This window comes from Euzebya tangerina, from assembly GCF_003074135.1.
GTDB classification, from domain to species: Bacteria; Actinomycetota; Nitriliruptoria; order Euzebyales; family Euzebyaceae; genus Euzebya; species Euzebya tangerina.
On sequence record NZ_PPDK01000001.1, the window covers coordinates 2,617,734 to 2,644,469 of the forward strand.

Here is a 26,736-nt window from a genome sequence, read left to right on the forward strand (position 1 = left end):
AGTGGCCCCGCCGACTGGCCGCCGGAGAAGGGCCCACCTACCCTCGACCCCTATGCAGACCAGCCAGATCCGCTCCTCGTTCCTCGAGTTCTTCCAGAGCCAGGACCACCGGCTGCTGCCGAGCGCGTCGTTGATCCCGCAGGACCCGACCCTGTTGCTCACCGTCGCCGGGATGGTCCCCTTCAAGCCGTACTTCCTCGGTGAGGCCGACCCGCCCGCCAAGCGGATCGCCACCGTCCAGAAGGTCGCCCGGACCGTCGACATCGACAACGTCGGCCGGACGACCCGCCACCTCACGTTCTTCGAGATGCTGGGGAACTTCTCCTTCGGCGACTACTTCAAGCGCGAGGCCATCCGCTGGGCCTGGCAGCTCTCCACCACCCCGGCTGACGAGGGTGGCTGGGGGTTCGACCCCGACCGGCTGTGGGCCACCGTCTACACCGATGACGATGAGGCCGAGCAGCTGTGGCTGGACGAGACCGACATCCCCGCCAGCCGCATCCAACGGCGTGACGCCAACGACAACTACTGGTCCACCGGTGGCAGCGGCCCCTGCGGCCCGTGCAGCGAGATCTTCTACGACCGCGGTCCCGAGCACGGCCCCGACGGCGGCCCCATCGTCGACGAATCACGGTTCCTCGAGTTCTGGAACCTGGTTTTCATGCAGTTCGAGACCGCCGGCAACGGCGACCCCAAGCTCAAGGGGTCCGACGACATCGTCGGCACGCTCCCCGCCCAGAACGTCGATACCGGATCGGGCCTCGAGCGCGTCGCGATGCTGCTGCAGGATGTTCCGACCGTCTTCGACACCGATGTCTTCCGGCCGATGATCGACCGCGCCGTCGACCTCTCCGGGGTCGCCTACACCGGGACGTTCTCCGCGGCCCACGTCGCCGACGAGGACCCGGATCCGGCCGACGACACCACCGACACCTGGCTGCGGGTGATCGGCGAGCACGCCCGCTCGACCGCGTTCCTGATCTCCGACGGGGTCCTGCCCTCCAACGAGGGGCGCGGCTACATCCTGCGGCGCCTGATCCGACGGGCCGTCCTCAGCGCCCGCAAGCTCGGCACCGACCAGCGGATCATGACCCCGATGATGGAGTCGGTCATCGAGACGTTGGGCGACGCCTGGGGCGACCTGAAGACCCAGGGCAACCTGATCACCAAGGTCGCGCAGGCGGAGGAGGACGCCTTCAGCCGGACGCTGTCGACGGGGCTGGTGATGCTTGACGAGGCCGTCCAGGCCACCACGGCCGGCGGCGGGACGGCGCTCGACCCCGAGGCGGCCTTCACGCTCCACGACACCTACGGCTTCCCGGTCGACCTGACCGTCGAGATCGCCCGCGAGAAGGGCGTGACCCTGGACCGTGATGCCTTCGCCGAGCACATGGAGGCCCAGCGGCAGCGCGCCCGCGCCGCCACCAAGAGCGACCGACAGGCCGCCTCGACCGACGTGTACAAAGAGGCTTTCCAGGCGGCCGGCACCACGACCTTCACGGGCTACAGCCGCGAGCGCGACGAGAGCTCGGTGGCCGCCCTGATCCACGACGGCGCGATCGCCGAGCGGGTGCAGGAGGGCCAGAACGTCCAGGTCGTGCTGCCGCGCACCCCGTTCTACGCCGAGGGGGGTGGCCAGTTGGGAGACCACGGCACCATCGCCACCCCGACCGGCCGGATCCAGGTCACCGACACCACCGCTCCGGCGGATGGCCTCATCGTCCACCACGGCACCGTCGTCGCCGGCGAGGTCGCGAGCGGGACGGACGCCGAGCTGGTCGTGGACCATGCCCGACGTGCCTCGATCCGACGCGGCCACACCGCCACGCACATCCTCCACGCGACGCTGAAGGAGATGGTCGGGGACCACGCTGCCCAGGCCGGTTCGGCCATCGACGCCGGGCACTTCCGCTTCGACTTCCCCCACTTCGAGTCGATCAGCCGGGACCAGCTCGGCGAGCTCGAGGGACTGGTCAACGACCGGATCGCCGACAATCCCGAGGTCGTGACCAGGGAGATGGACCAGCAGGCCGCCCGGGAAGCCGGAGCGACCGCGCTGTTCGGCGAGAAGTACGGCGACACCGTGCGCGTCGTCACCATCGAGGACTACTCGATGGAGCTGTGCGGCGGAACCCACGTCGGCTCGACCGGCGAGGTCGGCCTCTTCACGGTGCTCTCAGAGGGGTCGATCGCCAACAACGTCCGCCGCATCGAGGCCGTGACCGGCCCGGAGGCCTTCGGGCACCTCGCCAAGGAGCGGCTGATCGCCGAGCAGGTCGCCCAGATCCTGAAGGTCCCGACGGCCGAGGCCCCTGCCCGGGTCGAGGAGCTGCTCGGCCGCGTCCGCGACATCGAGAAGCAACTCGCGCGAGCTCGCCAGGACGCGGTACTGGCTCAGGCCGATGTCCTGGCCGAGTCGGCGCGGGTCATCGGCGACGCCAAGGTGGTTGCAGGTGTGGTGGACGGTGCCGACCACGACGCCCTTCGCGCGCTGGCCCTGGACCTGCGCAACCGCATCGGGCGAGGTGCCGTGATCCTCGGCACCGCGAAGGCGGACGGCAAGGCCCAGATGCTGGCTGCGCTGTCCGCGGACCTGGTGGAGGCCGGCACGAACGCCGCAGACGTCCTGCGACCCGGCGCGACGGTGGTTGGTGGCGGCGCCGGCGGCAAGGGTGACGTGGCGCAGGCCGGTGGGAAGGACGGCGGGAAGATCGCCGAGGCCGTCAGGGTCGCAGCGGACGAAGCCGCCGCCCGACTGGCGTGACCGCTGCCGTGCCGGACAGAGCCGCAGCTGGGGAGATCCCGCCCGGCGAGGATGAGTCGAGTACCTCGCCAGCCGAGGCCGGCGACTCGACGCCCCGGCCCGGCCGGGTTCTCGGCATCGACCCTGGAACCGTCCGCCTTGGGATCGCCATCACCGACCCCGACCGGCTGGTGGCAACCCCCCACTCCACCATCCCGGCCGGCAGGGGTGCGGTGGCAGCCGTGGTCCACCTGATGCAGTACTGCGGCGCGACCGCGGTTGTCGTGGGACTGCCCAAGAGCCTGCGCGGAGGCGACACCGACTCCACCCGGATGGCGCGTAGGCTGGCCGCGGATCTCTCGGCCGCCGGCATCACCGTCCACCTCCACGACGAGCGACTCACCAGCGTGCAGGCCGACCGTGCCCTGCGCGTGCCAGGCGTCTCCGGTACCTCCAACAGAAAGAGCGGTTCCATCAACAAGAATCGAGCCCGCAAGAACCGTGCCGAGGGTGTGAAGGACCAGATCGCGGCCAGCCTGCTGTTGCAAGCCTGGCTCGACACCGGTGCCGCAAGACGCCGGAGGCAGACGCCGTGAGCAACTCTTCCAAGGTGTTCCTGATCGTCCTGATCGCCATGGTCGGCGGCGGGTTCTACGCCTTCAACCAGTGGAACGCCGGAGCCAGCAGCGGGAATGAGCTCGCCGCTGGCCCGGTCGACCTCACCATCCCCGAGGGCACCGGCGCGCGGGCCGTCTCCCAGCTGCTGGAGGACAACGGAGTCATCACCTCCGCGGGTGCCTTCACGGCGTTCGCCGCCGCCGACGGCCGCGCCAATCAGATCCAAGCCGGCTTCTACACCCTGCAGCCGGGAACCTCGAACGAGGAGCTGCTCGACATCCTCGTGACCGGTCCTGCGGGCGCCGAGACCTTCACCGTCACGATCCCCGAAGGCCTGAGCGTCAGCGAGACGCTGGCCCGGATCGCCGAGGCCGAGGGGTCGCAGCTGACCGTCGAGGAGCTCCGCGCCGGGCTTGCGCTGGTGGCGCTGCCCGAGTGGGTGCCCGCCGACCGGGAGCTGCCCGAAGGGGGAGAGGCCTTCGAGGGACTGCTGTTCCCCGAGACCTATGAGTTCACCGTCGAGCAGCCGGCAGAGGAGGTCCTGACCCGCCTGGTCCAGCAGACCGACACGGTCCTCAACCGAGTCGGCGCCGCCAGCCGCAACGAGCTGACCCTGTACGAGACCCTGGTGCTGGCCTCGCTGGTGGAGGACGAGGCCCGCGTGGCAGAGGAGCGGCCGGTCATCTCCTCAGTCATCCACAACCGCCTGGAGATCGGGCAGGCCCTGCAGATCGACGCCACCGTCGTGTACGGCATCGTCGCCGCAGGGCTCGAGCGGCCCGAGCGGCTGGTCAATGAGGACTACGAGTTCCAGAGCCCGTGGTCCACCTACGTCAACGCCGGCCTGCCGCCAACCCCGCTGTCCGGCGCCGGCGAGGCGTCGATCCAGGCGGCCGCCCAGCCCGCGGACACCCCCTTCTTCTACTACGTCGTGGAGAACCCCGAGACGGGCGAGCACCGCTTCTCCGAGACCCTGGAGCAGCACCAGGCCGCCATCGCTGAGATCCGCGGGTCCTAGGGACCTGGCCGGCGGGCGGCGCCGCCAGCGACAGGCCACCCTCGGCCCGTCTCCCTCGCGGTCGCGCAGGGCCCCGCCGAGCCACGGCTCGATCCACACATGCGTGAGTTGCCCCGCCTGTTCCGGTACAAGTCACGCATGCGTAGCCCCACCGGCGATCCGACCGGACCTCCGTCAACCGACGCGGAGACCCGCCTGCTGGCCGTCCTTGGCCACCCGGTCCGGCACTCGTTGTCCCCGACGCTGCACTCCGCGGCGATCGCCGCCACCGACGTCAACGCCGTCTACCTGGCTCTCGACGTGCCCCCCGACGAGCTCACCACCGCCCTCGACGGCCTGGTTGCGATCGGGTTCCTCGGCGCCAACCTGACGATCCCGCACAAGGCGGCCGCGCTGAGCTACGCCGACCGGGCCACGGCGGAGGCCGCGTTCGTCGGGGCGGCCAATACGCTGTTCTGGGACGACGATCAGCTCGTGGCGGACAACACCGACACGGCTGGCCTCATCGATGTCCTCCGCCGCGACTGCGGCGTGGAGGAGGGCGATCACGTCACCATCGTCGGCGCCGGCGGTGCGGCCCGCGCGTGTGCCGTGGCGCTGGGTCGCCTGCGCGCCGCCGTCCACGTGCAGGCCCGCCGAGCGGCAGCGGCCGAGGACGTGGCCACGTTGGCCCGTGACGCCGGTGGCCAGGACCCGACCCACACCGATCCGCGCGTCGTCATCAACGCAACACCGCTGGGCCGTGATGGTGAGCGCCTGCCCGAGCGGTTCATGGGCCTCGGCGCGGGCCGTGTCGCCCTGGATCTGAACTACGGTCAGCCATCACCCTTCCTGGTCGAGGCAGAGCGGGCCGGCGGACGCGCTGTCGACGGGCTGGGGATGCTCCTGGGTCAGGCCGAGGCCGCCTTCGAGCGATGGACGGGTGTGCGGCCACCTGCCGGCGTCGTGGATCACGCTCTGACCACACGCCGAATCACTTAGAGCTAACTAGTTCAACAGAGTGTGACCTTGGGGTGGTGCTCTCAAGTTGTCCAGCCCGCCTGCCGATGAGGTCGAGAGAAACCTCCAGTTCCTCGATCATTGAAAGGCCGCCCGATGCTCGCCGGATCACTCAACGAGTTCACCATGCTCGATGTGTTCTCGTTGCTGGCCACCACACGAAAGACCGGTGTTGTCAACCTCGCCGACAACGGCAACACCGACCCTGGGGGCCCGGATGTGACGGGACGTGTCTGGGTGATTGGCGGCCAGATCTCCTTCGCGGTGGCCGAGGTCACGCAGGCGCCGTTGGTTGCACGACTGCTGCACAGCGGCGAGATCGAGGAGGACGCCATCCGCGACGTCGTCGGCGCCCACGCGCCTGACGCCACCACGACCGTCGCCGATGCGTTGACATCCCTCGGGCTTCCCGATGACCGCGTGCGCGAGGTCATCCGCGACCAGGTCGTCGACGCGCTGTTCGACATGTCCTTGTGGGAGGACGGCAACTTCTCCTTCAGCGCCCGGGGCGATGACGACGCTGCCGCTGACTCCGGTCCGACCTTCCCCTCCGACGAGATCATGGACGCCGTCCAAGATCGTCTCCAGGAGTGGGTCACCATCAGTCGGGCCATCCCGGCCCACGACCTCGTACCCGGCCTGGTCACCCAAGCACCGACTGGCCCCACGGGTCAGGTCCTGGTCGACCCGCGCCAGTGGGAGGTGATGACCCTCATCGACGGGGCTCGGACGGTCGCCGACGTCATCTCCCTGACGGGACAGGGCGTGTTCACGGTCTGCAAGTTGCTGGCCGGCATGGTTGATGCGGGTCTGGTCTCCACCGCAGATCAGCGCGACGAGGGACCTGCCGTCGCCGCCACCTTCCAGCGACTGCTCGGTGCCGAGCAGAGCATCCTGGGCGCTCCCGCCGCTTCTTTGGCTCCCGCCGCCCCGGCCGCCCCGGTTGCAGAAGCAGCCCCCGGCGCCCCTGCGATTGCAGCACCCCCGGCCGCCGCCGCACCGGCTGCCGAACCCGCTCCTGAGCTCCCAACACCACAGCAGGGCGTCCCGACGCCCGGCGCCGAGGCCCCCGCGTGGGATGAGGCTGAGCCGAGCACGGAGTCGGAGGCCGCAGTGCCGACCCCCGACGCGCCGACGTGGACGGACACGACCGCACCAGGCCAGCCCGTGGCGCCCGAACTGGTCGCCGAATCGTCCGATGACTCCGTCCAGGCTGGCGAGCCCGGTGACTGGAGTCCGGCGGACATGCCACCGGCAGATGACCTGCCCGTGGACGGACCGGAGGCTGATCTCCCGCCCCGGACGCCCTCGCCGGCAGCGGCGGAGGACGACGAGCACGACGAGGAGACTGACGCCTCCACCACCACCGCCGTCAAGGTCAACGACGACCTCCTCTCCCGCCTGATCGGTGGTGTGAGCCGTGGCTGACGACGAATCTGCCGAGGACCCGATGGGAGCCGTCAAGGTTGTCGTCACCGGCCCCTGGGGGGTCGGCAAGACCCGACTCCTGACCGAGCTGTCCGAGAAGCCGCTGAAGGGCACCAGGCGCCGAATCGAGGATCCTCGATCCGGAGACGAGATCGTGGTGTGCGTGGACTTCGGCAACCTGAAGGTCGACGGCGACCTCCAGCTATTGCTGTTCGGTGTCTCGAACGCCATCGCCTACGACGAGATCTTCCGGATGCTGGAGGACGACGTCCTGGGCTCGATCATCCTGGTCGACGACACCATGCCTGCATCGCATCACGAAGCCGTCGACATCGTCGAGTACTTCGACCGCCGTGGTGACGTTCCCTACATCATCGTCACCAACCGGCCGCCCGAGGGCCGCCCCGAGATGGCAGCACGCCGAGTCCGGCACTCCTTGCGTCTGGACGACGACGTCCGGGTGCTCTCCGGCGATGTCAGCGACGCCGAGTTCGCCAGGACGACCTTGATCCAACTCTTCGAGGCTGTTCGTGAGACGATACAACTCGACCCCGTCCCGACAAGGTAGTCAGTAGATCCACGTGGCCAGAACCCGAAATCTGTCTGATGTGCTTCTCGAAGAGGAGCTCATCTCGGCTGACGACCTCGAAAAGGCGCGCCATGAGGCGCAGCGCCGAGGACGCTCCCTCGGTCGTGTGCTGATCGACCTCGGCATGTTCACCGAGGCCGGACTGGTCAAGGCGCTGGCCATCCACCTGGGCCTCGAGTTCGTCGAGCTCGAGGGCGTGGACATCGACCACGTCGCCGCCTCCAAGATCCCCGAGCACATCGCCCGCCGCTACTGCGTGTTCCCCTTCGGCTACACCGATGACGGGGACCTCAAGGTTGCGATGGCCGACCCCTCCAACGTCATTGCCCTGGACGACATCCGGACCATCTGTGATGCCGAGATCCAGCCCGTCGTCGCCAGCCGAGCCGACATCACCGCGCAGCTGGACAAGTTCGGCGGCATGGGCGGGGATTCCATGGACGCACTCGCCGGCGACCTCCAGCTCCAGGAGGACGACGACCTGGAGGACCTGGACGATGCGGGCATCGACGACGCTCCCATCGTCAAGTTCGTCAACGCGCTGATCTCCCAGGCCGTGGGCGACCGCGCCTCCGATATCCACATCGAGCCGACCGAGACCGAGGTGCGCGTCCGCTACCGCATCGACGGTGTGCTCCACGAGATCACCTCGCAGACCCGGAAGATCCATGCAGGTGTGGTCTCCCGTCTGAAGATCATGGCCGACCTCGACATCGCCGAACGGCGCATCCCGCAGGACGGTCGGATCTCATTGATGCTGGGCAAGAAGAAGATCGACCTGCGTGTCTCGACCCTCCCCACGGTGTATGGGGAGAAGGTCGTGATGAGGATCCTGGACAAGTCCTCGATCATGCTGGACCTGACCGACCTCGGGTTCACCGACCACAACTACGAGATGTTCTCGGCGTCGTTCAGGAAGCCGTACGGCCTGATCCTGGTCACCGGACCCACTGGTTCCGGGAAGTCCACGTCGCTGTACGCCACCCTGAACAAGATCTCCAAGCCCGAGATCAACATCGTCACCACGGAGGACCCGGTCGAGTACCGGCTGCCAGGCATCTCACAGGTGCAGGTCAACAAGAAAGCCGGTCTGACCTTCGAGGCGGCCCTTCGATCGATTCTCCGTCAGGACCCCGACGTGATCCTGGTCGGTGAGATGCGTGACCACGAAACGGCCCAGATCGGGTTGGAGGCCGCCCTGACCGGTCACCTCGTGCTCTCCACGCTCCACACCAACGACGCCCCCTCCGCCGTGACCCGTCTGACCGAGATGGGCATCGACCCGTTCCTCGTCTCCTCAGCCGCCGACTGCGTGCTGGCACAGCGTCTGGCCCGGCGCCTGTGCAGCAAGTGCAAGACGGAGTACCGCGCCGAACTCGCCGAGCTGCAGGCCGCCGGCTTGCCCGTCACCGAGGACGACCTCGACCGCTTCCCGCCGCTCATGCGGGCCGTCGGCTGCGCCCACTGCGGCGGCACCGGCTACCGCGGCCGCCTGGCCATCCACGAGGTCATGCAGGTCTCCGAGGAGATCGAGCGGCTGATCGTGACCGGGGCCTCAACCGACGAGATCGCCAAGACGGCGCAGGCCCAGGGCATGCGCACCCTCCGCGAGGACGGCCTGCACAAGGTCGTGCAGGGCATCACGACGCTCGAGGAGATCGGCCGCGTCGTCGTCTGACGGCGAGGCTGGCACCCTGGACGCCCTGCCAGGGTCCACCCATGGGGTCGAACCCGGTCAGCATCTTGGCTGAGGTTGCTCAAGTCGCCCAGGTCGTGCGCCGATGATGTACCCACCGCCGCTCGTGCCCGCACGAGCTTCCTCGTGACACCACCGGGTGTCACCCCAATCGTGTCACCAACTGGGAGCACCATGAGCCAGTTACAGCAACCGTCCGCCCCTCCAGCGCCTGCAGCGCCGTCGACCCCCAGCCTGGGCGACATCCTGATCGAACAGGGTGTCCTCAGCCCGGAGCGGCTGCAGCAGGCCCAGGCCGTGCAATCGATGAACAACACCAGCCTGGGCAAGACGCTGGTCGAGATGCAGATGGCCAGCGAGGAGCAGATCGTCTCCGCCGTCGCCGTCCAGATCGGCGTCCCCTTCGCCGAGGTTCGGCCCGGCACCGTCGACCCGACCGCGGCGTCCCTGCTGCCGCGCGATGTCGCCCGTGAACTGGTTGCACTGCCGGTGCGCTTCACCGACGACAACTCCTCACTGCTCGTTGCGCTGGCCGATCCGGGCAACTCGGGGGCGCTGGAGCAGATCAGTGCCATCACGAGCATGCCGACCGCTCCGGCCCTGGCCGTGCGCGCCAACCTGATGCAAGCCATCGAGCACCTGGCCGACGCGTCAGCCGAGGGAACGGTCAGCCTGCCCGTCACCGGCGGCGGCACGGACGACCCGAGTGCGGGCTCGGCCACGCCCGACAACGTCACGTCGCTGCCCGAGCGCCGTCCCGGCGCAGGCGGGAGTGACGAGGAGCCGAACACCGGCCTGATGACCCGAGACCGTGCTCTGCTCGACGAGTTGGTGGCCGAGGCGGGCGCCAACGATGAGCCGGCCCTGCCCGCCGGTCGCATGGAGCCCCTGCCGACGCAGGAGCGCGCCCCGGCAGCGATGCCCTCGCGCCCGCAGCCCGTGACCGACGGTGGCGACCCGAAGCTGGCCTACGAGGTCGAGTCGGAGTTCGACATGGACGCCGCGCTGCTGGAGCTGATCGAGCGCGGCGGCTCCGACCTCCACCTGACTGTCGGCATCCCCCCGGCGATCCGCGTCAACGGTGAGCTGGAGCACCTCAAGCAGCAGCCGTTGGAGGGGGAGGGGCTGCGCAACGCCCTGTACGGCCTGATGACGCAGAAGCAGCGCGAAGCCTTCGAGAACGAGCTCGAGCTGGACATGTCCTACACGCTGCCCGGCCACAGCCGGTTCCGTGTGAACATCTTCCAGCAGCGGGAGTCCATCGGCGCCGTCATGCGTGTCATCCCCTTCGAGATCCTCCCGCTGGAGGACCTCGGGGTCCCCGCCCAGGTCTCCAACTTCGCCTTCGCCCCTCGCGGCATGGTGCTGGTCACCGGACCGACCGGCTCCGGCAAGTCGACCACGCTCGCGTCGGTCATCGACATCATCAACCGCGAGCGCGCCAGCCACATTATGACCGTCGAGGACCCGATCGAGTTCCTCCACACCCACAAGAAGTCCGTGGTCAACCAGCGTGAGCTGGGCCAGGACACCCACAGCTTCAACAACGCTCTGAAGCACGTCCTGCGTCAGGACCCCGACGTCATCCTCGTCGGTGAGCTCCGTGACCTCGAGACCATCCAGTTGGCGATCACCGCGGCGGAGACCGGTCACCTGGTGTTCGGGACCCTACACACCCAGGACGCGCCCCAGACGATCGACCGCATCATCGACGTGTTCCCGCCCCACCAGCAGGAGCAGATCCGGGTCATGCTGGCCACGGCGCTCAACGGTGTCGTGACCCAGCAGCTGCTGAAGAAGGCCGATGGCTCCGGTCGTGTGGTCGCCACCGAGATCATGGTCGCCACCTCGGCCATCAAGAACCTGATCCGGGAGGGGAAGACCCACCAGATGTACTCCTCGATCCAGGCCGGGAAGCAACACGGCATGATCGCGATGGACCAGTCGCTGGCCGACCTCGTCAACAAGGGGAAGGTCACCTACAACCACGCCCTGGAGCGTTGTGCCAACGTGAACGACTTCAACCGCCTCTGCGGTCGGGGCTAGCCCCTGACCGAGATCGCCCTCAAGTTCTATCTGTGAAAGGCCGATACCGAGAGTGATGAACGCTCTACTTCGCGCCGTTCGGCGCCGTCTTGTCAGTGAGGATCATGGGATTTCGATCATCGAGGTCCTCGTCGCCGTGACGATCCTGGCTGTGACGATGGCGGCCACCGCGTCGAGCGTGATCCGAGCTCTCCAGGTCTCCGACGACAGTCGCAAGTCGGTCATCGCGGCCAACATCGCACAGTTCGAACTCGAACGACTGCGCGCGATCCCGTTTGTCGACTGGGTCGTCTCAGGCACCGGTTCGACGATCGCGGCGTACACCGACGCTCGGACCGGCCCCAACGGCATCGAGTACGAGGTGTACACCGAGCCCCGTTGGGTCTCTGCCGGGTCCGACACCGACTCGTGCACCCAGCGTGCCCTCGGCAACACCGAGGACGAGGACTACGTGCGGGTCCGCCAGGTCGTCAGCTTCCCGAACGACCCGGAACTGACGCCGATCGAGAACATCACGATCGTCACGCCGCGTCTGGACTTCTACGACCCCAACACCGGCAACCTGATCATCCGGGTGGAGGACCGGGACGGTGGGCCGTCGCCCGGCCACCAGGTCGAGGTGCAGGGCCCGAGTGGGTTGCGGCTGGGTACCGTGGACACCGACGGCTGCGTCTTCTTCCCATACCTGCCTGCGGGAACCGGTGGCACGAACTACCAGGTCCGCATCGACAGTCCAGAGTTCGTCGAGCTCGAGACGCGCGTTCAGGCCATCGACGAGACGGTCAACGTCGCGCCGCAGACCACGACACCGCTCTCCTTCACCTATGACGAGGGCGCCTCATTCGACCTGCGTCCGATACCACAGCTGCCCGAGCCGGCTGGCTGCACCTACGTCGTCAGCACGCGCGGTCCGCAGCCGTACCTGATGTCGGGCTCGAACACCGCCGGCATCGACGATCCTTCCGGACTCGCCGTCGACCCCGAGAACGGTGGCGCGCCCGACGCGCAGGTGATCCAGTGCCAGGACGGGAGCAACCCGTCAGCTGGGCCCGGAACGCCGAATCCCGTCATCCGCCCCTTCTTCGAGCCGCGGATCCCCCACAACCTGGGCTACACCGTCAACTCGACTGGTCTGCTGTTCCCCAGTGAAGGGGTTGTCACCTACCCACGCCGGGACAACACTGCTGTCCCCGACACGGTTTCATCCCCGGGATACGAGGTCTGTGGGGCTTTCGACGGCAGCGATGCGTGCCTTCAGCGCTCCTTGTTCCCCTATCGCGCGGGAGCTGACGCGTTCGCGGGGCGTTGCGTGATGGCCGACCCGACCACGGTCGGCGGCGCTCGCTCCACGCTCATCACCGATCCCCTGACCGTGGCCAGCGTCGACGTCCCGATGGTCCCAATCGCGATCCGCACGATCCGGCATGAGAGTGACGGGTCCGTGACCTACAACTTCGGGACCCGCGACGTCTACGCCGACATGCAGGACGATGCCGACTGCCCAGGGGGCGACCGCCTCTACCTCGGGCGCTCGGACGCCAACGGGTACTTGCAGGCCATGCTGCCCTACGGCGAGTGGGTCCTGCACTGGGACAACGCTGGAAACGGCGCCATGCGGGCCGGCTCGACTCCACTGAACTGTGACGCGGTCCAGGCCGCTGAGAACGGTGGCAGCAACAACTTGTACTTCATCGTCGCCAATCTCCTGCTCAGCCCCACATCGCTTGATTACCTCGACAGCGCGTGCATCGAGATCCGCGCCGACGGTACCGGCCCGCAGAACGTCACCACCGGCGACCCGCTGATGCCGTATCACATCGACGTGCGGCGAGGTGATCGCGTTGTTCCGTAAGCTCCGCGATCGCCTCCGGCTGGCTGAGGATGCTCAGGCCGGCTTCACGCTGCCCGAGCTCTTGGTCTCCATCACCCTGCTGACCATCGTCTCCGCGGCCATCGTCTCGTCGACGGTGGCCATCCAGCGCACCCTGGGTGGGGCTCAGGCCACCATGCGCGACCTGGCCACCACCGACATCGCACTGGACCGAGTGGGCCAGCTGATCCGAGGCGCTGTCGGTCCGGACGGCACCGTGTCGGAGTCGAACTCCGCACTCATCGCCGCGGCACCCGACGACATCACCTTCCTGTCGACGACGGGCCGTACGGCGGTCACCTTGCCCGACGGCTCCTACGCCAACCGCCACCCGATGCAAGTCCGACTCTTCGTCCGAACCGACGCAGACGGGGCGTTCGAGCTGGTCGAGCAGATCTGGGATCCAATCAACGACAACGTGGACGATGGCCCCTTCGTCCTCCCCGCGAACCCCCGTGAGCGGGTCATCCTCCGTGACCTGATCGATGTCGACACCGACACGGCGTTCGTCGACGTGTTCCGCTTCTGGAGCCACTACGAGGACGTCCTCTCGCCCGACCCGAGCCAGCGCTGCGGCCGCGTGATCAACGAAGGGACCACCCTGAGCGCGGTCGAGCGCACCACGATCGACAGCGTGTCGTTCCGGCTGGTCTCGGCCGAGCCGAACAACTACGACGGCAGCATCGATGCCGACCTCCAGGGCTTCGCCCGCTTCGCAGGCTCCACCGATCTGGGTGTCTCCTCCTCCTTCGTCAGCGCGGCCTGCCTCGACGACCCCAACTTCCGCAACGGCTTCGACCAGGTCTTCCCATGATGAACCGGCCAACCTCCCGCACCTCGCTCCGATCCGCCTTCCGTTCTGAGGAGGGCTCGGCGCTCATCGTCATCCTCGCCGTCAGCGTCCTGTTGTCGCTCCTGGTCGGGGTCGCCTTCTCCGTGGCCCGCCAGTCGATCGCGGTGGCAGACGAGACCGAGGAGTACAACGCCGCCCTCGCTGCCGCAGAGGCGGGGTTGGACGACTACCTGTTCCGGCTCAACTCCATCGATGCGTACTGGCAGTACCCGGCAGCCGGAACGCCGCCGGACAACAACCAGGCCTTCGACAACTTCGTGCCGATCCCGGGTGGTGAGACCGACACCAACCAAGAGGACATCGGCATGTTCACCTACACGGTGGACGCCTCGCAGCTGACCGCGACCGGTGTCATCTGGCTGACCGCGACCGGCTGTGCTCCCGGGCCCTGCGACATCAACACCGGCCCGACCGATGCACAGGAGTTCCGAACCCTGCAGTCCTCGTTCTCGCTGGAGAGCTTCCTCGACTACGTGTACTTCACCGACTTCGAGAGCTCGCCTCCGGTGATCTACCCGGGCCTGTTCGGCATCTCCGAGACCCAGGCACGCACCGACTGCAGCCGGCACCGCTGGGCCACACCCGGCCCAGCCGGTTACTGCACCGACATCCGCTTCACCAGTGGCGACGTCATCAACGGTCCGTTCCACACCAACGACCGCTTCATCGTGGACGGCAACCCCCGGTGGCTGGAAGAGGCGACGACGTCCGACCCGGTCGACCCCCACTACGATCTCCGCGCCGGGACACCCCAGTTCGACGGCGGCGAGCCGACGCCACGCTCACCCCTCAACTTCCCCTCCACCAACAGCGCGATCCGCTTCGACGCGGACCACATCTCCAACCCATCTGCCGAGGGTTGCCTGTTCACCGGTCCTACTGAGATCGTCATCTCCGGCGGGAACCTGCTCGTGCGCAGCCCCCTGACGCAGGACTCCGGTCCAGGCTGTGGGCTGTGGCCGGCCGGCAACAACGTCCGGACCATCCCCATCCCGCCCAACGGGGTCGTGTACGTCCAGGACCAGCCACCGTCTGGTCCGAACGGCGGCAACTGCACCACCGGCAACAGCAACGCGCTGGGCTACCCCTGGGGTGGCGATGACAGCGAGTACCCCTGCGGCGCTGGCGACGCCTTCGTGGAAGGCACCCTGGACGGTCGCCTGACGATCGCGGCGGAGAAGGACGTCTACATCACCTGGCACACCGAGTACGCGGGTGGCAACGACATGCTCGGCCTGGTGGCCAACGACCTCGTGCAGGTCTACCACCCGACCGACTACTACGGCTGCACGAACTGCGGCAACAGCAACCGGCGGGACTACTACGCCAATCTCAACGCAGGCCCGCGCCACCCCGGCAGCCTCTTCCGCAACCCGCGGATCGACGCCGCTCTCCTGAGCGTGCAGAACTCCTTCATGGTCCAGAACTACAACCACGGACACATCCGCGGCACGACCCAGTGTGCCGGCGATCTGGGTGACCTCACCATCAATGGCGCGATCGCCCAGCGCTTCCGTGGGCCCGTCGGTACCGGGTCGGCCTTCTCGACCTGCACCGGGTACCTCAAGGACTACAACTACGACCAACGCCTCCGCTTCATCAACCCGCCGAGCTTCATCGACCCCGTGGACGCGGTGTGGCGCATCTCGCGCTACTCCGAGGTCCTCGCCAACTCCTAGGCTCTCGCCAACTGCAAGGAACCGCCATGGCTGATTCACTGACATTTGAGTACACGGTCCGCGACAAGACGGGCCAGACCAAGACCGGCACCATGACCGGTGCCACCGCCAAGGCGGTCTCCGATCGTCTGCGCGAGTCCGGATACGCCCCGCTCTCCGTCACCGAGCAGAAGGAGTCGCTCGGCCAGAAGGAGCTGTCGATCCCCGGGTTCGGTGGCAAGAAGGTCGGCCTCAAGGACCTGGCCATCTTCGCCCGCCAGTTCGCCACCATGATCAACTCGGGGCTCTCGTTGATTCGGGCCCTGAACATCCTGGCGCAGCAGACCGAGAACCCGACGCTCGCCGACATCATCAGCGAAGTGCGGTCCGAGGTCGAGCAGGGCCGACCGCTGTCCAGTGCGATGGCCGACCACGAGGCCTTCCCCAAGCTGTTCATCGCCATGGTGAAGGCGGGCGAGACCGCGGGTCTGCTGGACTCGGTCCTGATCCGCGTCGCCAACACGCTCGAGGCCGACCTGGCACTGCGCCGGAAGATCAAGTCGGCGATGACCTACCCCGTGATCGTGCTGATCATGGCCGTCGGGCTGTCCTCGGCGATGATCATCTTCATCGTTCCGACCTTCGAGGGTCTGTTCACCTCACTGGGTGGGGAACTGCCGTTGCCGACCCAGGTCCTGGTGACGCTCTCGGAGCTGATGCGCGGCTTCTGGTACATCCTCCTGCTCCTCCCCATCGTGGCGTGGAAGAGCTTCGAGTACGCCCGGAAGCAGCCCAAGGTCCGCTTCTTCCTGGACCAGTGGAAGTTGAAGGTCCCCGTCTTCGGATCGCTGTTCCACAAGGTCGCCCTCTCCCGCTTCACGCGGAACCTGGGCTCGCTGCTGAAGGCCGGTGTGCCGATCCTGCAGGCGCTCGAGATCTCCTCCGACACCGTCAACAACGGCGTGATGTCAAACGCGATCGACGACGTGATCTTGGCGGTCAAGGAGGGTGAGTCGATGGCGACCCCCCTGTCCAAGCATGAGGTGTTCCCGCCCATGACCGTCCAGATGATCTCGGTCGGGGAGGAGACCGGTGCGATCGATGAGATGCTCGAGAAGATCTCTGACTTCTACGACCAGGAGGTCGAGGCCACCACGGAGCAGCTGACCGCGCTGCTCGAGCCCGTGATGATCGCCGTCCTCGGTGGGATCGTCGGCGGTATGGTCATCGCCCTGTACATGCCGATGTTCAAGATCTTCGATCTGGTCAACCAGTAGCACCGACCCATTCCGAAGCGGCACCGGCCTTGTGGCTGGTGCCGCTTCTGCGTTCGGGGGACTGTCAGACCGGTGCGAAGAACCGGAGCTTCGGGTAGCGAGCAAACCCGCGGTCCTCAGTTGCTATCCGCGCCCCGTGTGACAGGGCGAGTGCCGCCAAGAAGGCGTCCGGGACTTTGTTGGCTGCGATGAGGGGATCAGCCTCAGCCAGCCGCTGCATGGTCTGCCACACGATCGGGCCGGCGGGTAACCATGTGGCGCGGGGCGCCGTGATCAGCTGGTGAACGAACTGGAGGGCTTGGTCGGTCGGGGCGGGGGAGTCGAAGACCCTCCCATTCGTGACGACGCGCACAAGACCGGCCAGGACCGTGTCGACCAAGGCCAGTTGCTCGGAGCCCAAGACGACAGCGTTGAGCCAGTCGGCGTACTGCTCGTGGTTCGGCGACTCAGCCTTGAAGGCGTAGACGAGCACGTTGACGTCGGGCAGGATCACGTGTCGTCGCCGTCGAGGGCCTCCCACAAGGCCTCTCGGTCCGACAGGTTGATCAACGGCCGTGTGTCGGGGTCCCCGTGTGTCGGCAGTCGCTCTCGGGTGGCGGGCTGCTGTGCGGCCTTGTCGAGCAACTCTCGCAGAGCCTCCTCGACCACGCTGGTGAACGTTCGTCCTTGGGACGCAGCGTGCCGTCTGGCGGCATCCGCCAACGACTGGGGCAGCTTGATGGTCGTGCGCATATGCCTGAGCATACGCTTGCACCAATCCGTCCCTGGATTTTCCCGACAAAGTTCTAAAGGTCGCCCCTCGCACCGCCGATTCCCATGGTGTCCGCACAAAGTGGACAGGTGTGCAGAACAAGGCAAACCGGCTGAGAGGTCGGGACGCAAAGCCACGGGACCGCAAGCCACATACATCATCGGCAGGTCAGCCGAGCTACCTCGCATACGAGCGGCAGTCGTCGTCAGTGTCGGGGCAACCCACTCGCACCACTCCCATATATCGCACTCATAGGAGAGACGAAATGACCAAGAAGATCCGCGAGCGCCTCGACGGCGCAGAAGACGGCTTCACCCTGATCGAGCTGCTCGTCGTTGTCATCATCATCGGCATCCTGGCAGCCATCGCCATCCCGACCTTCCTGAACCAGCGTCAGAACGGCTGGACCGCTGCTGCTGAGTCCGACGTCCGCAACGCGGCCCTCGAGGTCGAGTCCGCTGCCGTTGCCAACAACGGGAACTTCCCGGCCGACCAGGCGGCCTTCGACGCCCTGGCCGTTGAGTCGTCTGAGAACGTGACCCTGCGTTACGTCGCTGACAACACCGCTGGCGCCCAGGCGTTCTGCATCGAGGCTGGTCACTCCCAGCTTGGTGCTGCCACTGACGACCACGCTGTCTACGACTCCGACAACGGCGGCGTTCAGAACCTGACCGCCGCTGGTGCCACCACCAGCTGCAACTAGCTAAAGAGCCTCGTCGGCCCGCCCCATGCTTGGGGCGGGCCGACTCGTATTTTCCGGCAGGGTTCCTCTGACAGAGCATGGCAGCACCCGCAGGAAGACGCAGGCCCGCCCTTCACCGTCGCGACTGGGGCGCCCAAGTTCCCTCTAAAGGCTGGTCTGGCACACGTCGATGCCTAGAGCATGCGACGCAACAAGGTAGACGACGGCTTCACACTCGTGGAGTTGCTCGTTACGGTCGTCGTCATGGGCATCTTGACCGCGATCGCGATCCCGGCCTACCTGAACCAGCGCGACAGCGCCTACACGGCGCAAATGACATCCGACCTCCGCAATGCGGCCATCCGGATGGAGCAGGGTTACCACATGGACGGAGGCCTCTACAGTGCTGACTCGCTTGTCGGCTTCCGTCCGACGCGAGGTGTGATCACGGTCAGCGAAATCGCTGCCGATCAGTCCTCCTTCTGCCTCACGGCGTCCATTGCTGGTTGGGGGAGCCGGTCCTACGACTCTGACAACGGGGGCCTCCAGGATCGCGGCGTTGGCTGCTAACCAGGCGTCCCCTCGCTCGCCCCGAGGTTGAGCCGGCTCGCCACGTCAGCCGAGAAGCTCCGCCCCCCACACCAGGGCTCGTGCCTAAAGGCTCGCGGGTACCGGCCGATGGAGGTAGGGCCCCGGCGCTGTTGTCGGTGTTGCTGGTGTGGCTAAAGTAAATTGTCGTGGCTCTTGACACGCACTGTTAGTTGTGTGGCACTATGGGTCCAGTGTTGAGCCCGTAGGGCCGATACACGACCAGTATGGGCAAGCGGCTGGCAGGCCGGTCCCAGTCTGACAACTACATCACCGGGGAGATCACTACGTGTGGTCTCGGAGGAGTACCCATGGCACCCATCGACATCGACCGTCTCTGGACGGTCGCAGAGGTAGCTGACCACATGCGAGTGAGTAACATGACCGTCTACCGGCTGATCAAGGCCGGCGACATCCCTGCTATTCGCGTGGGCAAGAACTACCGGATCCGCGGCAAGGAACTGGCCGACTACATAGACGCCTCCTTCCAGCAGGTCGCCGACGAAGCCCGCGCACAGGGTCAATAGCAGAGCGAAACGAATCACATCATGGCTTCCGCAATAGGTCTCGACATCGGCTCCAGCGCCGTCCGCGCTGTGCAGTTGTCCGGTGGGCGCGGCCAGTCAACCGTCGACCGGCTTGGGCAGGTCCTGCTGCCGCCCGGCGCCGTTCGTGACGGCGAGATCGTGGAGGCCGGACCCGTCGTCGAGGCTCTCCAGATCCTGTGGAAGCAGTACAAATTCAAGGGCAAGCGCGTCGCAATCGGCGTCGCGAACCAGCAGGTGGTGGTCCGGCAGGTGGAGTTGCCGGCCATGGATGAAGACGAGCTGCGTGAGTCGCTGCCGTTCCAGGTCCAGGACTACATCCCGATCCCGGTCGAGCAGGCCGAACTCGACTTCGAAGTGTTAGACGAATTCCAGAACAGCGACGGCCAGCCGATGCTGCGGATCCTGCTCGTGGCCGCCGCCACCGAGATGGTGCAGAGCATCCTCGATGTGCTGAAGCAGGCCAAGCTGTCACCGACGGTCCTCGATCTCGACGCCTTCGCCCTGCTGCGCGCCGTCAACGAGCAGTCCGGCCTCACCGCGGACCCAGGTGTCGGCGAGATGGTCGTCAACGTCGGCTCCACCGTCACCAACATCGTCGTCCACAGCGGCGGCGTCCCTCGGTTCGTCCGCATCCTCCTCATGGGTGGCAACAACATCACCGAGTCGTTGATGAACGCGACCGGCGCCTCGTGGCAGGACGCCGAGGCCATGAAGGCCAACCCGAACATGCCGCCCGGTCAGGAGAGCCAGATCGTCACCGAGCGCAGTGAGCGCTTCATCTCCGAGATCCGCGGCTCCCTGGACTACTACCGAGCACAGACAGATGCCGTGCAGGTCCAGCGCGTCGTCCTCACCGGTGGGGGCGCGCTGCTTCCCGGTCTGGCGGCTCGGCTCGCACAGGCCGTCCGCATGCCTGTTGATCGAGGACACCCCATGTCAACCTTGAAGGTCGGCAAGCTGCCGCTCAATCCGGAGCAGCTGGCCGAGGCGGAACCCTTCCTCGCCGTGGCCGTGGGACTTGCAATGGGAGCCCTCGAATGAGCGTGCGTGTCAATCTGCTGCCCCGCAGCATCAAGCAGCGAGAACGCGCCCGTCGGGCGAACGCACTGCTGGCGCTCCTGGTGCTCGCGTTCATTGCGTTGCTCGTGCTGGCCTACTTCGCCAAGCGATCTGCCGTGCAGGACGCCGCCGATGTTCGTGACGCCGCGCAGATGGAGGTCAACGACGTCCAAGCGCAGGTCGACGCCTTGGGCGCGTTCCAAGGCCTGGCTGACGAGTTGGCTGCAGGTAACGCCTCATTGATGACCGCGATGGACGGTGAGATTGCCGTGGCCAGGCTGATGAACGATGTTGCCCTGTCGCTGCCCAGCACCTCCTCGCTCGTAGAGATGACAGTGCAACGGACGCAAACGCCTGCACAAGAGGGAGCGATCACGCTGGGATCCAGCGTGGCCAACATGCAGGTATTGGGGTACTCCATCGAACGGTACGCACCTGGCGTCGAGGGTGTGCTGTTGCAGTTCGACCAAGTCAACGGCTTGGTCACGACGTACCTCAACACGGCGCAAGACGGCGACATCGGCGATGTCGGGGTAACCGAGTTCGACGCCACGGGCCTGCTGACCGATGCGATCTACACCCAACGCTACGCCGACGGTCTGCCTGAGGTGTCGCAGTGAACGCCCGCAACATCGGTGTGACCGTGCTGGTGATCGTGTTGCTCGGCGTGCTCTTCTTCTTCTTCGTGTGGAGCCCGTTGTCCGACCAACAGGCAGCACTGGAAGAGGAAACCACCGCGCTGGAACAGCAGGAACAGCAACTCCGCAACCAACTGGCCCAACTGGAGATGATCCAGGACAATGAGCTGCAGATCAGGGCTGACCTCAACCGACTGCGCAGCTTGATTCCGCCAGGAGATCCAGCCCAACCGTCCTTTGTTCGCTCCGCCCAGTTGGCAGCGGACGCCAGCGGGACCAACATACTCTCGCTCACGTTCGGCCAACCTCAGCCCGTCGAGGGTGCAGTGGCCAACAACGAGGGGCTGGTCCTGGCTCAGATCGGCGTAAATGCCGATGTCGAGGGCGGGTACTTCCAGACAGTTGACCTGTTCCGAAGGTTCGAGATCGAAGTGGCGCGGGCGGTTCAGATCGACTCCTTGGCCGTAGCGGAGGCCGAGGAAGGCTTTCCGGCCCTAACGACCAGCGTCACCGGACGCGTCTTCGCCCTCCTTGAGACGGCCGTGATCGAGTCTGTACCAGACCCCAACGCCACCCCAGCCGAAGGCGAGACGCCCGAAGGCGAGCCGACCGAGGGTGCCGATGCCGAAGCTGGCGCGGAGGGCGCCGACGGCACGACCGACGGCGAGGAGGTGCAGGCGCAGTGAGCACTGAAGAGAACCCGCAGCAGGTCAGCCGTGGCCTTCTAGTCGTCCTCGGTGTTGTTGTCGGCCTGGCCGCCCTCTACGCCTTGTACACCTTTGTCATCGCGCCCCTTCTCGAGGATGACGGCGCAGACCCGGACGTGACCCAGACAGACCCTGCTGACACCCCAGGGACGGCCGATCCCGGCACCTCAGACTCTCCGACCGACACTGCTGGTGCCCCGACCACCGATGGGACGGATGCCGACGGTGCGCCGGCGGACGGCGAGGGGCCGCTCCTCGAGCAGGACGTGGTGCCGGAGACCTTTGAGATCTTCACCGCACGTGATCCCTTCCAGCAGTTGGTCGTCGAGGCCGACGCCGGGACAGGCGCGACGACAACAACCACGGACGGTGCCACCGTCCCAACCGGCACCACGGGTGGTACCGCGACCGCCGGCAGCGACGCGGACACGTCGCCTGACGAGTCTGACGGCACAGGGACGACCGGCGGCACCACGGGTGGAACGACCGGCGGCACCACTGGCGGCACGACCGGCGGCACCACAGGTGGGACGACCGGAGGAACCACTGGTGGAACAACCGGTGGCGGGACCACGGGCGACGGCACGACAGGGGGAACAACCGGCGATGACATGACCCAGGGCGACTCCTCGGGTCAGGACGCCCCGTCGGCCGCCAACGTCGGCTCCACCACCATCCGCATCGACGACGTCTTCACCGACGACGACGGCGAGCCCGCCCTGATGGTGTCGGTCAACGGGACCGTCTTCACGGCGGGGGAGGGTGACGTCTTCGCCGAGCGCTTCGAGGTCCTCGACATCGACGGCGTCTGCGCCACCATGCTCTTCGGTGACTCGCGGTTCACGCTCTGCGAGGGCGAGTCGATCGTCAAGTAGGCGCGAGCATCACCTGGCGCCGGGCCCGGGCACGCCGAGACCACGAGAGCCCGGCCGATATCATCGGCCACCTCCATGCCCCTGCGATACCTGACCGCCGGTGAGTCCCACGGTCCCGCCTTGGTCGGGATCATCGAAGGCCTCCCCGCGGGAATCCCGATCGACCCGACCGGCCTCACCGACGAGTTGGCCCGTCGACGACTGGGCTACGGTCGCTCGCCGCGCATGAACTTCGAGGTCGATCGGACCGAGATCATGGCCGGGGTCCGCCACGGCCTGACGCTCGGCTCACCTGTCGGCCTGGTGATCCACAACACCGAGTGGCCGAAGTGGACCGAGGCCATGAGCGTGGAGCGCCCAGAGGACGCCGAGGCCCTGCAGGACACCGGCCGCGGCGCCAGCCTGACCCGCCCCCGGCCCGGCCACGCCGACCTCGTCGGCATGCAGAAGTACGACTTCGACGACGCGCGCAACGTCCTGGAACGCGCCTCCGCCCGGGAGACCGCCACCCGGGTAGCTCTGGGGTGGTTCGCCAGGCAACTGCTGGCTCAGCTGGACATCCACGTCCTGTCCCACGTCGTGGCCATCGGGAATGTCGCCGCCTCGTCCGACCACCCAACACCTGAGCCCGGCAACCAACCCGCGATCGATGCCGATCCGGTCCGCTGCCTGGACCCGGAACTCAGCCAGGCCATGCAAGCCCGGATCGACCGAGCCAAGGAGGAACGGGACACCCTCGGCGGAGTCATCGAGGTCGTGGTCCACGGCCTGCCACCGGGTCTCGGCTCGCACGTCCACTGGGATCGCAAGCTGGACACCCGGATCGCTGCCGCTCTCATGTCGATCCAGGCCTTCAAGGGCGTCGGGATCGGCGACGGGTTCGGCACCGCAACCGTCCCCGGGTCCCGCGCCCACGACGAGATCATGCCAGCCGACGGAGAGCACACCTACCGGCGCAAGACCCATCGCTCCGGCGGCTTGGAGGGTGGCATGACCACCGGCGAGCTGCTGCGGGTCACTGCGGCCATGAAACCCCTCTCCTCGCTCATGCAACCGTTGGCGACGATCGACACCGCCACCGGCGAGTCCGCGACGGCGATCACCCAGCGCTCCGACGTCTGCGCCGTTCCGCGTGCCGGTGTGGTGTGCGAAGCCGTCGTCGCCCTGACGGTTGCGGACGCCCTGCTGGAGAAGACCGGTGGCGACTCACTCGACGAGGTCAGACGAAATCTGGATGCCTACACGACCTCGGTCGATCGATCTCGCGGGCCGAGGTCTGCGAGCTTCCAAGGTGACCCCGTCGAGGGCAGCACCTACCTGACCCCCGAAGGTGACAGCAACACGTGTCGGTGAACAGCCCGGGCCGCAACATCGTGCTGATCGGGATGATGGGGTCCGGGAAGACGACCGTCGGCCGGCATGTGGCCAAGGCTCTAGGACGCCCGTTCGTCGACACCGACGATGTGGTCGAGGGGGAGTTGGGCAAGCCCATCTCGCAGATCTTCGACGACCAGGGCGAACGGGTGTTCCGAGCTGCCGAGACCGAGGCCGTCCGGCGGGTCGCGGCCATCCACGGACAGGTCGTCGCCGTCGGAGGAGGAGCCGTCCTCGATCCCGTCAACGTCACCCACCTCAGCAGCACCGGCGACCTGGTCTGGCTGGATGCGCCGGTCCACGTGCTCATGGCGAACCTCACGAGCAAGGGGGAGGTGGAGGCCCGGCCGCTTCTCGCGACAACCGGCCCCGATCGAATGCACGCTCGTCTTGCCGCGATGCGCGAGGAGCGCCTGGAGGCCTACCACCGTGCCGCCACCGCTGCGCTGGCAACCGACGACCGGGCCCCCGAGGTCCTGGCCGACGAGATCATCCGGTGGGCCGCGGGGCAACCGGGCCTGCTGGCCCGGGAGGAGCGACCATGACGACGGCCATCCCCGTCCACCTCGGAGCGCGGAGCTACGACATCCACGTCGGTGCCGGCATCCTGGACCAGTTGGACGAGTTGGTGCCCTGGCCGACGCACGCACGAACCGCGGTCGTGATCACCAATGGCGTGGTGGCCGACCACTACGGGGGCCGGGTTGCCGCGGCCATCGAACGAGCTGGCCTCGTCGTCCGCAGCATCCGCGTCCCCGACGGCGAGCAGGCCAAGTCAACCGACACGTTGGCGCAGATCTGGCAGCGCATGGCCGGCGTCCCGCTTCTGCGTGACGATGTCGTGATCGCTCTTGGTGGCGGCGTGGTCGGGGACCTGGCCGGGTTCGCCGCCGCCACGTGGAACCGCGGGGTTGCGCTGGTGCAGGTTCCCACGACACTGCTGGCGCAGGTCGACTCCGCCATCGGCGGCAAGACCGGGATCAACCTGGCGCAGGGCAAGAACCTGGTCGGGGCCTTCCACCAGCCGCTCGCTGTGATCTCCGACGTCGAGGTGCTCGCCACCCTGCCCAGTCGAGAGCGTCGCGCGGGCCTGGGCGAGGTCGCCAAGTACGGCTTCATCGCGGATCCGGTCGTGCTCGATCTGCTGGAGGACCGGCCGGGATCGGCCACCGCGGGCGACCCCGCCGTACTCGCCGAGATCGTCCGGCGTGGCTCGACGGTCAAGGCCGAGGTGGTCAGCGAAGACGAGTTCGAGTCGGGCCGACGGGCGCTGCTCAACTATGGCCACACCATCGGCCACGCCATCGAGTCACTCACCGCCTACGACACCTATCGCCACGGCGAGGCGGTCGGACTGGGCATGGTTGCGGCCGCCCAGTTGGGTGAGCGGCTCGGGATAAGCGAGCCCGGCCTGGCCGACCGCACCATCTCGGTCCTCGACGGCTTGGGCCTGCCCACCCGCGGTCTACGGCTGGACCCGCGGGACGTGTGGCAGGTCATGGCCCGGGACAAGAAGGCCCGGGACGGCGTCCGGTTCATCATCTCCGAGCGGCCGGGCAAGGCCATCGTGATCGACGAGCCCCGCCGCAGCCTGGTCGACGACATCATCCGGGGGCTCGCATGAGGACCGACCACGCCGACCGGACCCGACGCCTCCAGGCCGCCATGGTGGAGGAGGAGGTACCGGCCCTCCTCGTCACCAACCTGATCAACGTGCGCTGGCTGACCGGGTTCACCGGTACCGCCGGCCGGGCGTACGTCACCGCGACTGGTCCAGCACTCCTCGTCGTCGACGACCGCTACACCGAACGAGCGCAGGACGAGGCGCCCGCGGCTGAGCTCGTGACCGACCGCACCGCCGGCTGGCTGTTGGAGCGGCACGACCCAACCACACCCCTTGGCGTCGAGGCCGACCACATGACCTGGGCCGACGTCACCCGCCTCGGCGACCTCGAGGACGGACCTGAACCACAGGCAACCACCAAGCTGATCTCCACGCTTCGACAGGTCAAGGACGAGGCCGAGATCAGTCTCATCCAACAAGCCTGCGAACTGACCGCACGCGCGTTCGAGGACGCGCTCAGCTGGCTCGAACCGGGTCTGACCGAACGACAGATCGCCCGGCGCCTGATCGACACGCTGATCGAACTTGGGGCCGAGGGCTCCGCGTTCGCCCCGATCGTCGCGGCGGGGCCCAACGGCTCCCGTCCACATCACGACCCCTCCGACCGCGCCGTGCGCGCCGGCGAGCTCATCACGATGGACTTCGGCGCCAAGGTCGACGGGTACCACGCGGACATGACGCGCACCGTGGCCCTGGGGCCGCCCAGGTCAGAACTCGCCGGCATCCACCAGCTGGTGCGTGACGCGCAAGCCCAAGCTGCCGATGCCGCCCTCGACGGCGTCGAGACCTCGGACGTCGACGGGGTGTGCCGCACCATCATCGACGACGCCGGTCACGGTGACCACTTCGCACACGGCACCGGCCACGGCGTCGGCCTCCAGATACATGAGGATCCCTTCTTGGGCCGGGAGACGACCGGTACACTCCGGCGGGGAATGACCATCACGGTCGAGCCCGGCGTGTACCTGCCGGGAGCCGGCGGGGTCCGGATCGAAGACGTCGTCCTCGTCACGGACAGCGGCCCCGAACGTCTCACCACTGCCAACCGAGAGCTGATCACCCTCTGACGGGCTGATCGCTGCCATCAACACGAAG

Annotated in this window: 25 protein-coding genes and 1 riboswitch; of the genes, 23 read left to right on the forward strand and 2 right to left on the reverse strand. The window is 67.2% G+C overall.

Annotated features, from left to right (window positions below; all coding sequences use genetic code 11):
- The first annotated feature begins 52 nt into the window (after positions 1-52).
- The 12 genes from alaS to C1746_RS12125 all read left to right on the forward strand — a co-directional run bounded on the left by alaS (position 53) and on the right by C1746_RS12125 (position 16,795).
- A complete protein-coding gene (gene alaS, locus C1746_RS12070; protein ID WP_162867673.1) occupies positions 53-2,764 on the forward strand; it encodes an alanine--tRNA ligase in 2,712 nt (903 codons plus the stop codon).
- 8 nt (positions 2,765-2,772) lie between these two features.
- Entirely contained in the window at positions 2,773-3,339 is a 567-nt protein-coding gene (gene ruvX, locus C1746_RS12075) for a Holliday junction resolvase RuvX (RefSeq protein WP_205711829.1), read from the forward strand.
- Positions 3,336-4,379, forward strand: a complete 1,044-nt coding sequence (gene mltG / locus C1746_RS12080; RefSeq protein WP_116714814.1) for an endolytic transglycosylase MltG — start codon at positions 3,336-3,338, stop codon at positions 4,377-4,379. Before ruvX ends, mltG begins: the two co-directional genes overlap by 4 nt.
- A 138-nt stretch (positions 4,380-4,517) precedes the next feature.
- On the forward strand, positions 4,518-5,360 hold the full coding sequence (aroE, locus tag C1746_RS12085) for a shikimate dehydrogenase (RefSeq protein ID WP_162867674.1): 843 nt from the start codon (positions 4,518-4,520) through the stop codon (positions 5,358-5,360).
- 114 nt (positions 5,361-5,474) lie between these two features.
- A complete protein-coding gene (locus C1746_RS12090) occupies positions 5,475-6,806 on the forward strand; it encodes a DUF4388 domain-containing protein (RefSeq protein ID WP_116714816.1) in 1,332 nt (443 codons plus the stop codon).
- On the forward strand, positions 6,799-7,374 hold the full coding sequence (locus tag C1746_RS12095; RefSeq protein WP_116714817.1) for a hypothetical protein: 576 nt from the start codon (positions 6,799-6,801) through the stop codon (positions 7,372-7,374). The genes C1746_RS12090 and C1746_RS12095 overlap by 8 nt, the downstream gene beginning before the upstream one ends.
- A 13-nt stretch (positions 7,375-7,387) precedes the next feature.
- The gene (locus C1746_RS12100; RefSeq protein ID WP_116714818.1) at positions 7,388-9,073 is read left to right on the forward strand and encodes a GspE/PulE family protein; all 1,686 of its coding nucleotides are present in this window, start codon (positions 7,388-7,390) and stop codon (positions 9,071-9,073) included.
- Between the two features lie 192 nt (positions 9,074-9,265).
- Positions 9,266-11,137 carry a PilT/PilU family type 4a pilus ATPase gene (locus C1746_RS22980; protein WP_116714819.1) on the forward strand — a complete coding sequence of 624 codons (1,872 nt, stop codon included), beginning with the start codon at positions 9,266-9,268 and terminating at the stop codon, positions 11,135-11,137.
- A 55-nt stretch (positions 11,138-11,192) separates the two neighbouring features.
- A complete protein-coding gene (locus tag C1746_RS12110; protein ID WP_116714820.1) occupies positions 11,193-12,989 on the forward strand; it encodes a type IV pilus modification PilV family protein in 1,797 nt (598 codons plus the stop codon).
- The gene (locus C1746_RS12115) at positions 12,979-13,821 is read left to right on the forward strand and encodes a PulJ/GspJ family protein (protein WP_162867675.1); all 843 of its coding nucleotides are present in this window, start codon (positions 12,979-12,981) and stop codon (positions 13,819-13,821) included. The genes C1746_RS12110 and C1746_RS12115 overlap by 11 nt, the downstream gene beginning before the upstream one ends.
- Positions 13,818-15,539: a hypothetical protein gene (locus tag C1746_RS12120; protein ID WP_116714822.1), complete on the forward strand. Its 1,722-nt coding sequence runs from the start codon at positions 13,818-13,820 to the stop codon at positions 15,537-15,539. Before C1746_RS12115 ends, C1746_RS12120 begins: the two co-directional genes overlap by 4 nt.
- A gap of 26 nt (positions 15,540-15,565) precedes the next feature.
- Positions 15,566-16,795 carry a type II secretion system F family protein gene (locus C1746_RS12125; RefSeq protein ID WP_116714823.1) on the forward strand — a complete coding sequence of 410 codons (1,230 nt, stop codon included), beginning with the start codon at positions 15,566-15,568 and terminating at the stop codon, positions 16,793-16,795.
- A 64-nt stretch (positions 16,796-16,859) separates the two neighbouring features.
- Here the strand turns inward: C1746_RS12125 and C1746_RS12130 are convergent, their stop codons facing one another.
- Together C1746_RS12130 and C1746_RS12135 are read right to left on the reverse strand one after the other, a co-directional pair.
- Positions 16,860-17,288 carry a TA system VapC family ribonuclease toxin gene (locus C1746_RS12130; protein ID WP_116714824.1) on the reverse strand — a complete coding sequence of 143 codons (429 nt, stop codon included), beginning with the start codon at positions 17,286-17,288 and terminating at the stop codon, positions 16,860-16,862.
- The gene (locus C1746_RS12135) at positions 17,285-17,527 is read right to left on the reverse strand and encodes a ribbon-helix-helix protein, CopG family (RefSeq protein ID WP_116714825.1); all 243 of its coding nucleotides are present in this window, start codon (positions 17,525-17,527) and stop codon (positions 17,285-17,287) included. The genes C1746_RS12130 and C1746_RS12135 overlap by 4 nt, the downstream gene beginning before the upstream one ends.
- A 111-nt stretch (positions 17,528-17,638) precedes the next feature.
- A riboswitch (cyclic di-GMP riboswitch) is annotated at positions 17,639-17,731 on the forward strand.
- A gap of 80 nt (positions 17,732-17,811) precedes the next feature.
- Between C1746_RS12135 and C1746_RS22985 the strand changes: the two genes are divergently transcribed.
- The 11 genes from C1746_RS22985 to C1746_RS12190 all read left to right on the forward strand — a co-directional run bounded on the left by C1746_RS22985 (position 17,812) and on the right by C1746_RS12190 (position 26,708).
- On the forward strand, positions 17,812-18,249 hold the full coding sequence (locus C1746_RS22985) for a type II secretion system protein (protein WP_205711830.1): 438 nt from the start codon (positions 17,812-17,814) through the stop codon (positions 18,247-18,249).
- A 180-nt stretch (positions 18,250-18,429) separates the two neighbouring features.
- Positions 18,430-18,798: a type IV pilin protein gene (locus C1746_RS12145; protein ID WP_116714826.1), complete on the forward strand. Its 369-nt coding sequence runs from the start codon at positions 18,430-18,432 to the stop codon at positions 18,796-18,798.
- 329 nt (positions 18,799-19,127) lie between these two features.
- Positions 19,128-19,343, forward strand: a complete 216-nt coding sequence (locus C1746_RS12150; protein WP_116714827.1) for a helix-turn-helix domain-containing protein — start codon at positions 19,128-19,130, stop codon at positions 19,341-19,343.
- A 21-nt stretch (positions 19,344-19,364) separates the two neighbouring features.
- A complete protein-coding gene (gene pilM / locus C1746_RS12155; protein WP_116714828.1) occupies positions 19,365-20,405 on the forward strand; it encodes a type IV pilus assembly protein PilM in 1,041 nt (346 codons plus the stop codon).
- Positions 20,402-21,043 (forward strand): hypothetical protein, encoded by a 642-nt coding sequence (locus tag C1746_RS12160; protein WP_116714829.1) that lies wholly within the window; start codon positions 20,402-20,404, stop codon positions 21,041-21,043. Before pilM ends, C1746_RS12160 begins: the two co-directional genes overlap by 4 nt.
- Positions 21,044-21,066: 23 nt before the next feature.
- A complete protein-coding gene (locus tag C1746_RS12165) occupies positions 21,067-21,747 on the forward strand; it encodes a type IV pilus inner membrane component PilO (protein WP_162867676.1) in 681 nt (226 codons plus the stop codon).
- Entirely contained in the window at positions 21,744-22,643 is a 900-nt protein-coding gene (locus tag C1746_RS12170) for a hypothetical protein (RefSeq protein ID WP_116714831.1), read from the forward strand. Before C1746_RS12165 ends, C1746_RS12170 begins: the two co-directional genes overlap by 4 nt.
- A 75-nt stretch (positions 22,644-22,718) precedes the next feature.
- Positions 22,719-23,996, forward strand: coding sequence for a chorismate synthase (gene aroC, locus C1746_RS12175; RefSeq protein WP_116714832.1), 1,278 nt, complete (start codon positions 22,719-22,721; stop codon positions 23,994-23,996).
- Positions 23,987-24,562: a shikimate kinase gene (locus C1746_RS12180; RefSeq protein WP_116714833.1), complete on the forward strand. Its 576-nt coding sequence runs from the start codon at positions 23,987-23,989 to the stop codon at positions 24,560-24,562. Before aroC ends, C1746_RS12180 begins: the two co-directional genes overlap by 10 nt.
- Positions 24,559-25,641, forward strand: coding sequence for a 3-dehydroquinate synthase (gene aroB / locus C1746_RS12185; protein WP_162867677.1), 1,083 nt, complete (start codon positions 24,559-24,561; stop codon positions 25,639-25,641). Before C1746_RS12180 ends, aroB begins: the two co-directional genes overlap by 4 nt.
- A complete protein-coding gene (locus C1746_RS12190) occupies positions 25,638-26,708 on the forward strand; it encodes a M24 family metallopeptidase (protein WP_116714835.1) in 1,071 nt (356 codons plus the stop codon). The genes aroB and C1746_RS12190 overlap by 4 nt, the downstream gene beginning before the upstream one ends.
- Positions 26,709-26,736: the final 28 nt, after the last annotated feature.

Excerpts from the sequence above, each read along its gene's own strand:
- alaS (WP_162867673.1), top strand. The coding sequence starts at position 53 with ATGCAGACCAGCCAGATCCGCTCCTCGTTCCTCGAGTTCTTCCAGAGC.
- aroE (WP_162867674.1), top strand. The coding sequence starts at position 4,518 with ATGCGTAGCCCCACCGGCGATCCGACCGGACCTCCGTCAACCGACGCG.
- C1746_RS12090 (WP_116714816.1), top strand. The coding sequence starts at position 5,475 with ATGCTCGCCGGATCACTCAACGAGTTCACCATGCTCGATGTGTTCTCG.
- C1746_RS22980 (WP_116714819.1), top strand. The coding sequence starts at position 9,266 with ATGAGCCAGTTACAGCAACCGTCCGCCCCTCCAGCGCCTGCAGCGCCG.
- C1746_RS12110 (WP_116714820.1), top strand. The coding sequence starts at position 11,193 with ATGAACGCTCTACTTCGCGCCGTTCGGCGCCGTCTTGTCAGTGAGGAT.
- C1746_RS12120 (WP_116714822.1), top strand. The coding sequence starts at position 13,818 with ATGATGAACCGGCCAACCTCCCGCACCTCGCTCCGATCCGCCTTCCGT.
- C1746_RS12125 (WP_116714823.1), top strand. The coding sequence starts at position 15,566 with ATGGCTGATTCACTGACATTTGAGTACACGGTCCGCGACAAGACGGGC.
- C1746_RS12135 (WP_116714825.1), bottom strand. The coding sequence starts at position 17,527 with ATGCGCACGACCATCAAGCTGCCCCAGTCGTTGGCGGATGCCGCCAGA.
- C1746_RS22985 (WP_205711830.1), top strand. The coding sequence starts at position 17,812 with ATGACCAAGAAGATCCGCGAGCGCCTCGACGGCGCAGAAGACGGCTTC.
- C1746_RS12145 (WP_116714826.1), top strand. The coding sequence starts at position 18,430 with ATGCGACGCAACAAGGTAGACGACGGCTTCACACTCGTGGAGTTGCTC.
- C1746_RS12150 (WP_116714827.1), top strand. The coding sequence starts at position 19,128 with ATGGCACCCATCGACATCGACCGTCTCTGGACGGTCGCAGAGGTAGCT.
- pilM (WP_116714828.1), top strand. The coding sequence starts at position 19,365 with ATGGCTTCCGCAATAGGTCTCGACATCGGCTCCAGCGCCGTCCGCGCT.
- C1746_RS12160 (WP_116714829.1), top strand. The coding sequence starts at position 20,402 with ATGAGCGTGCGTGTCAATCTGCTGCCCCGCAGCATCAAGCAGCGAGAA.
- aroC (WP_116714832.1), top strand. The coding sequence starts at position 22,719 with ATGCCCCTGCGATACCTGACCGCCGGTGAGTCCCACGGTCCCGCCTTG.
- aroB (WP_162867677.1), top strand. The coding sequence starts at position 24,559 with ATGACGACGGCCATCCCCGTCCACCTCGGAGCGCGGAGCTACGACATC.
- C1746_RS12190 (WP_116714835.1), top strand. The coding sequence starts at position 25,638 with ATGAGGACCGACCACGCCGACCGGACCCGACGCCTCCAGGCCGCCATG.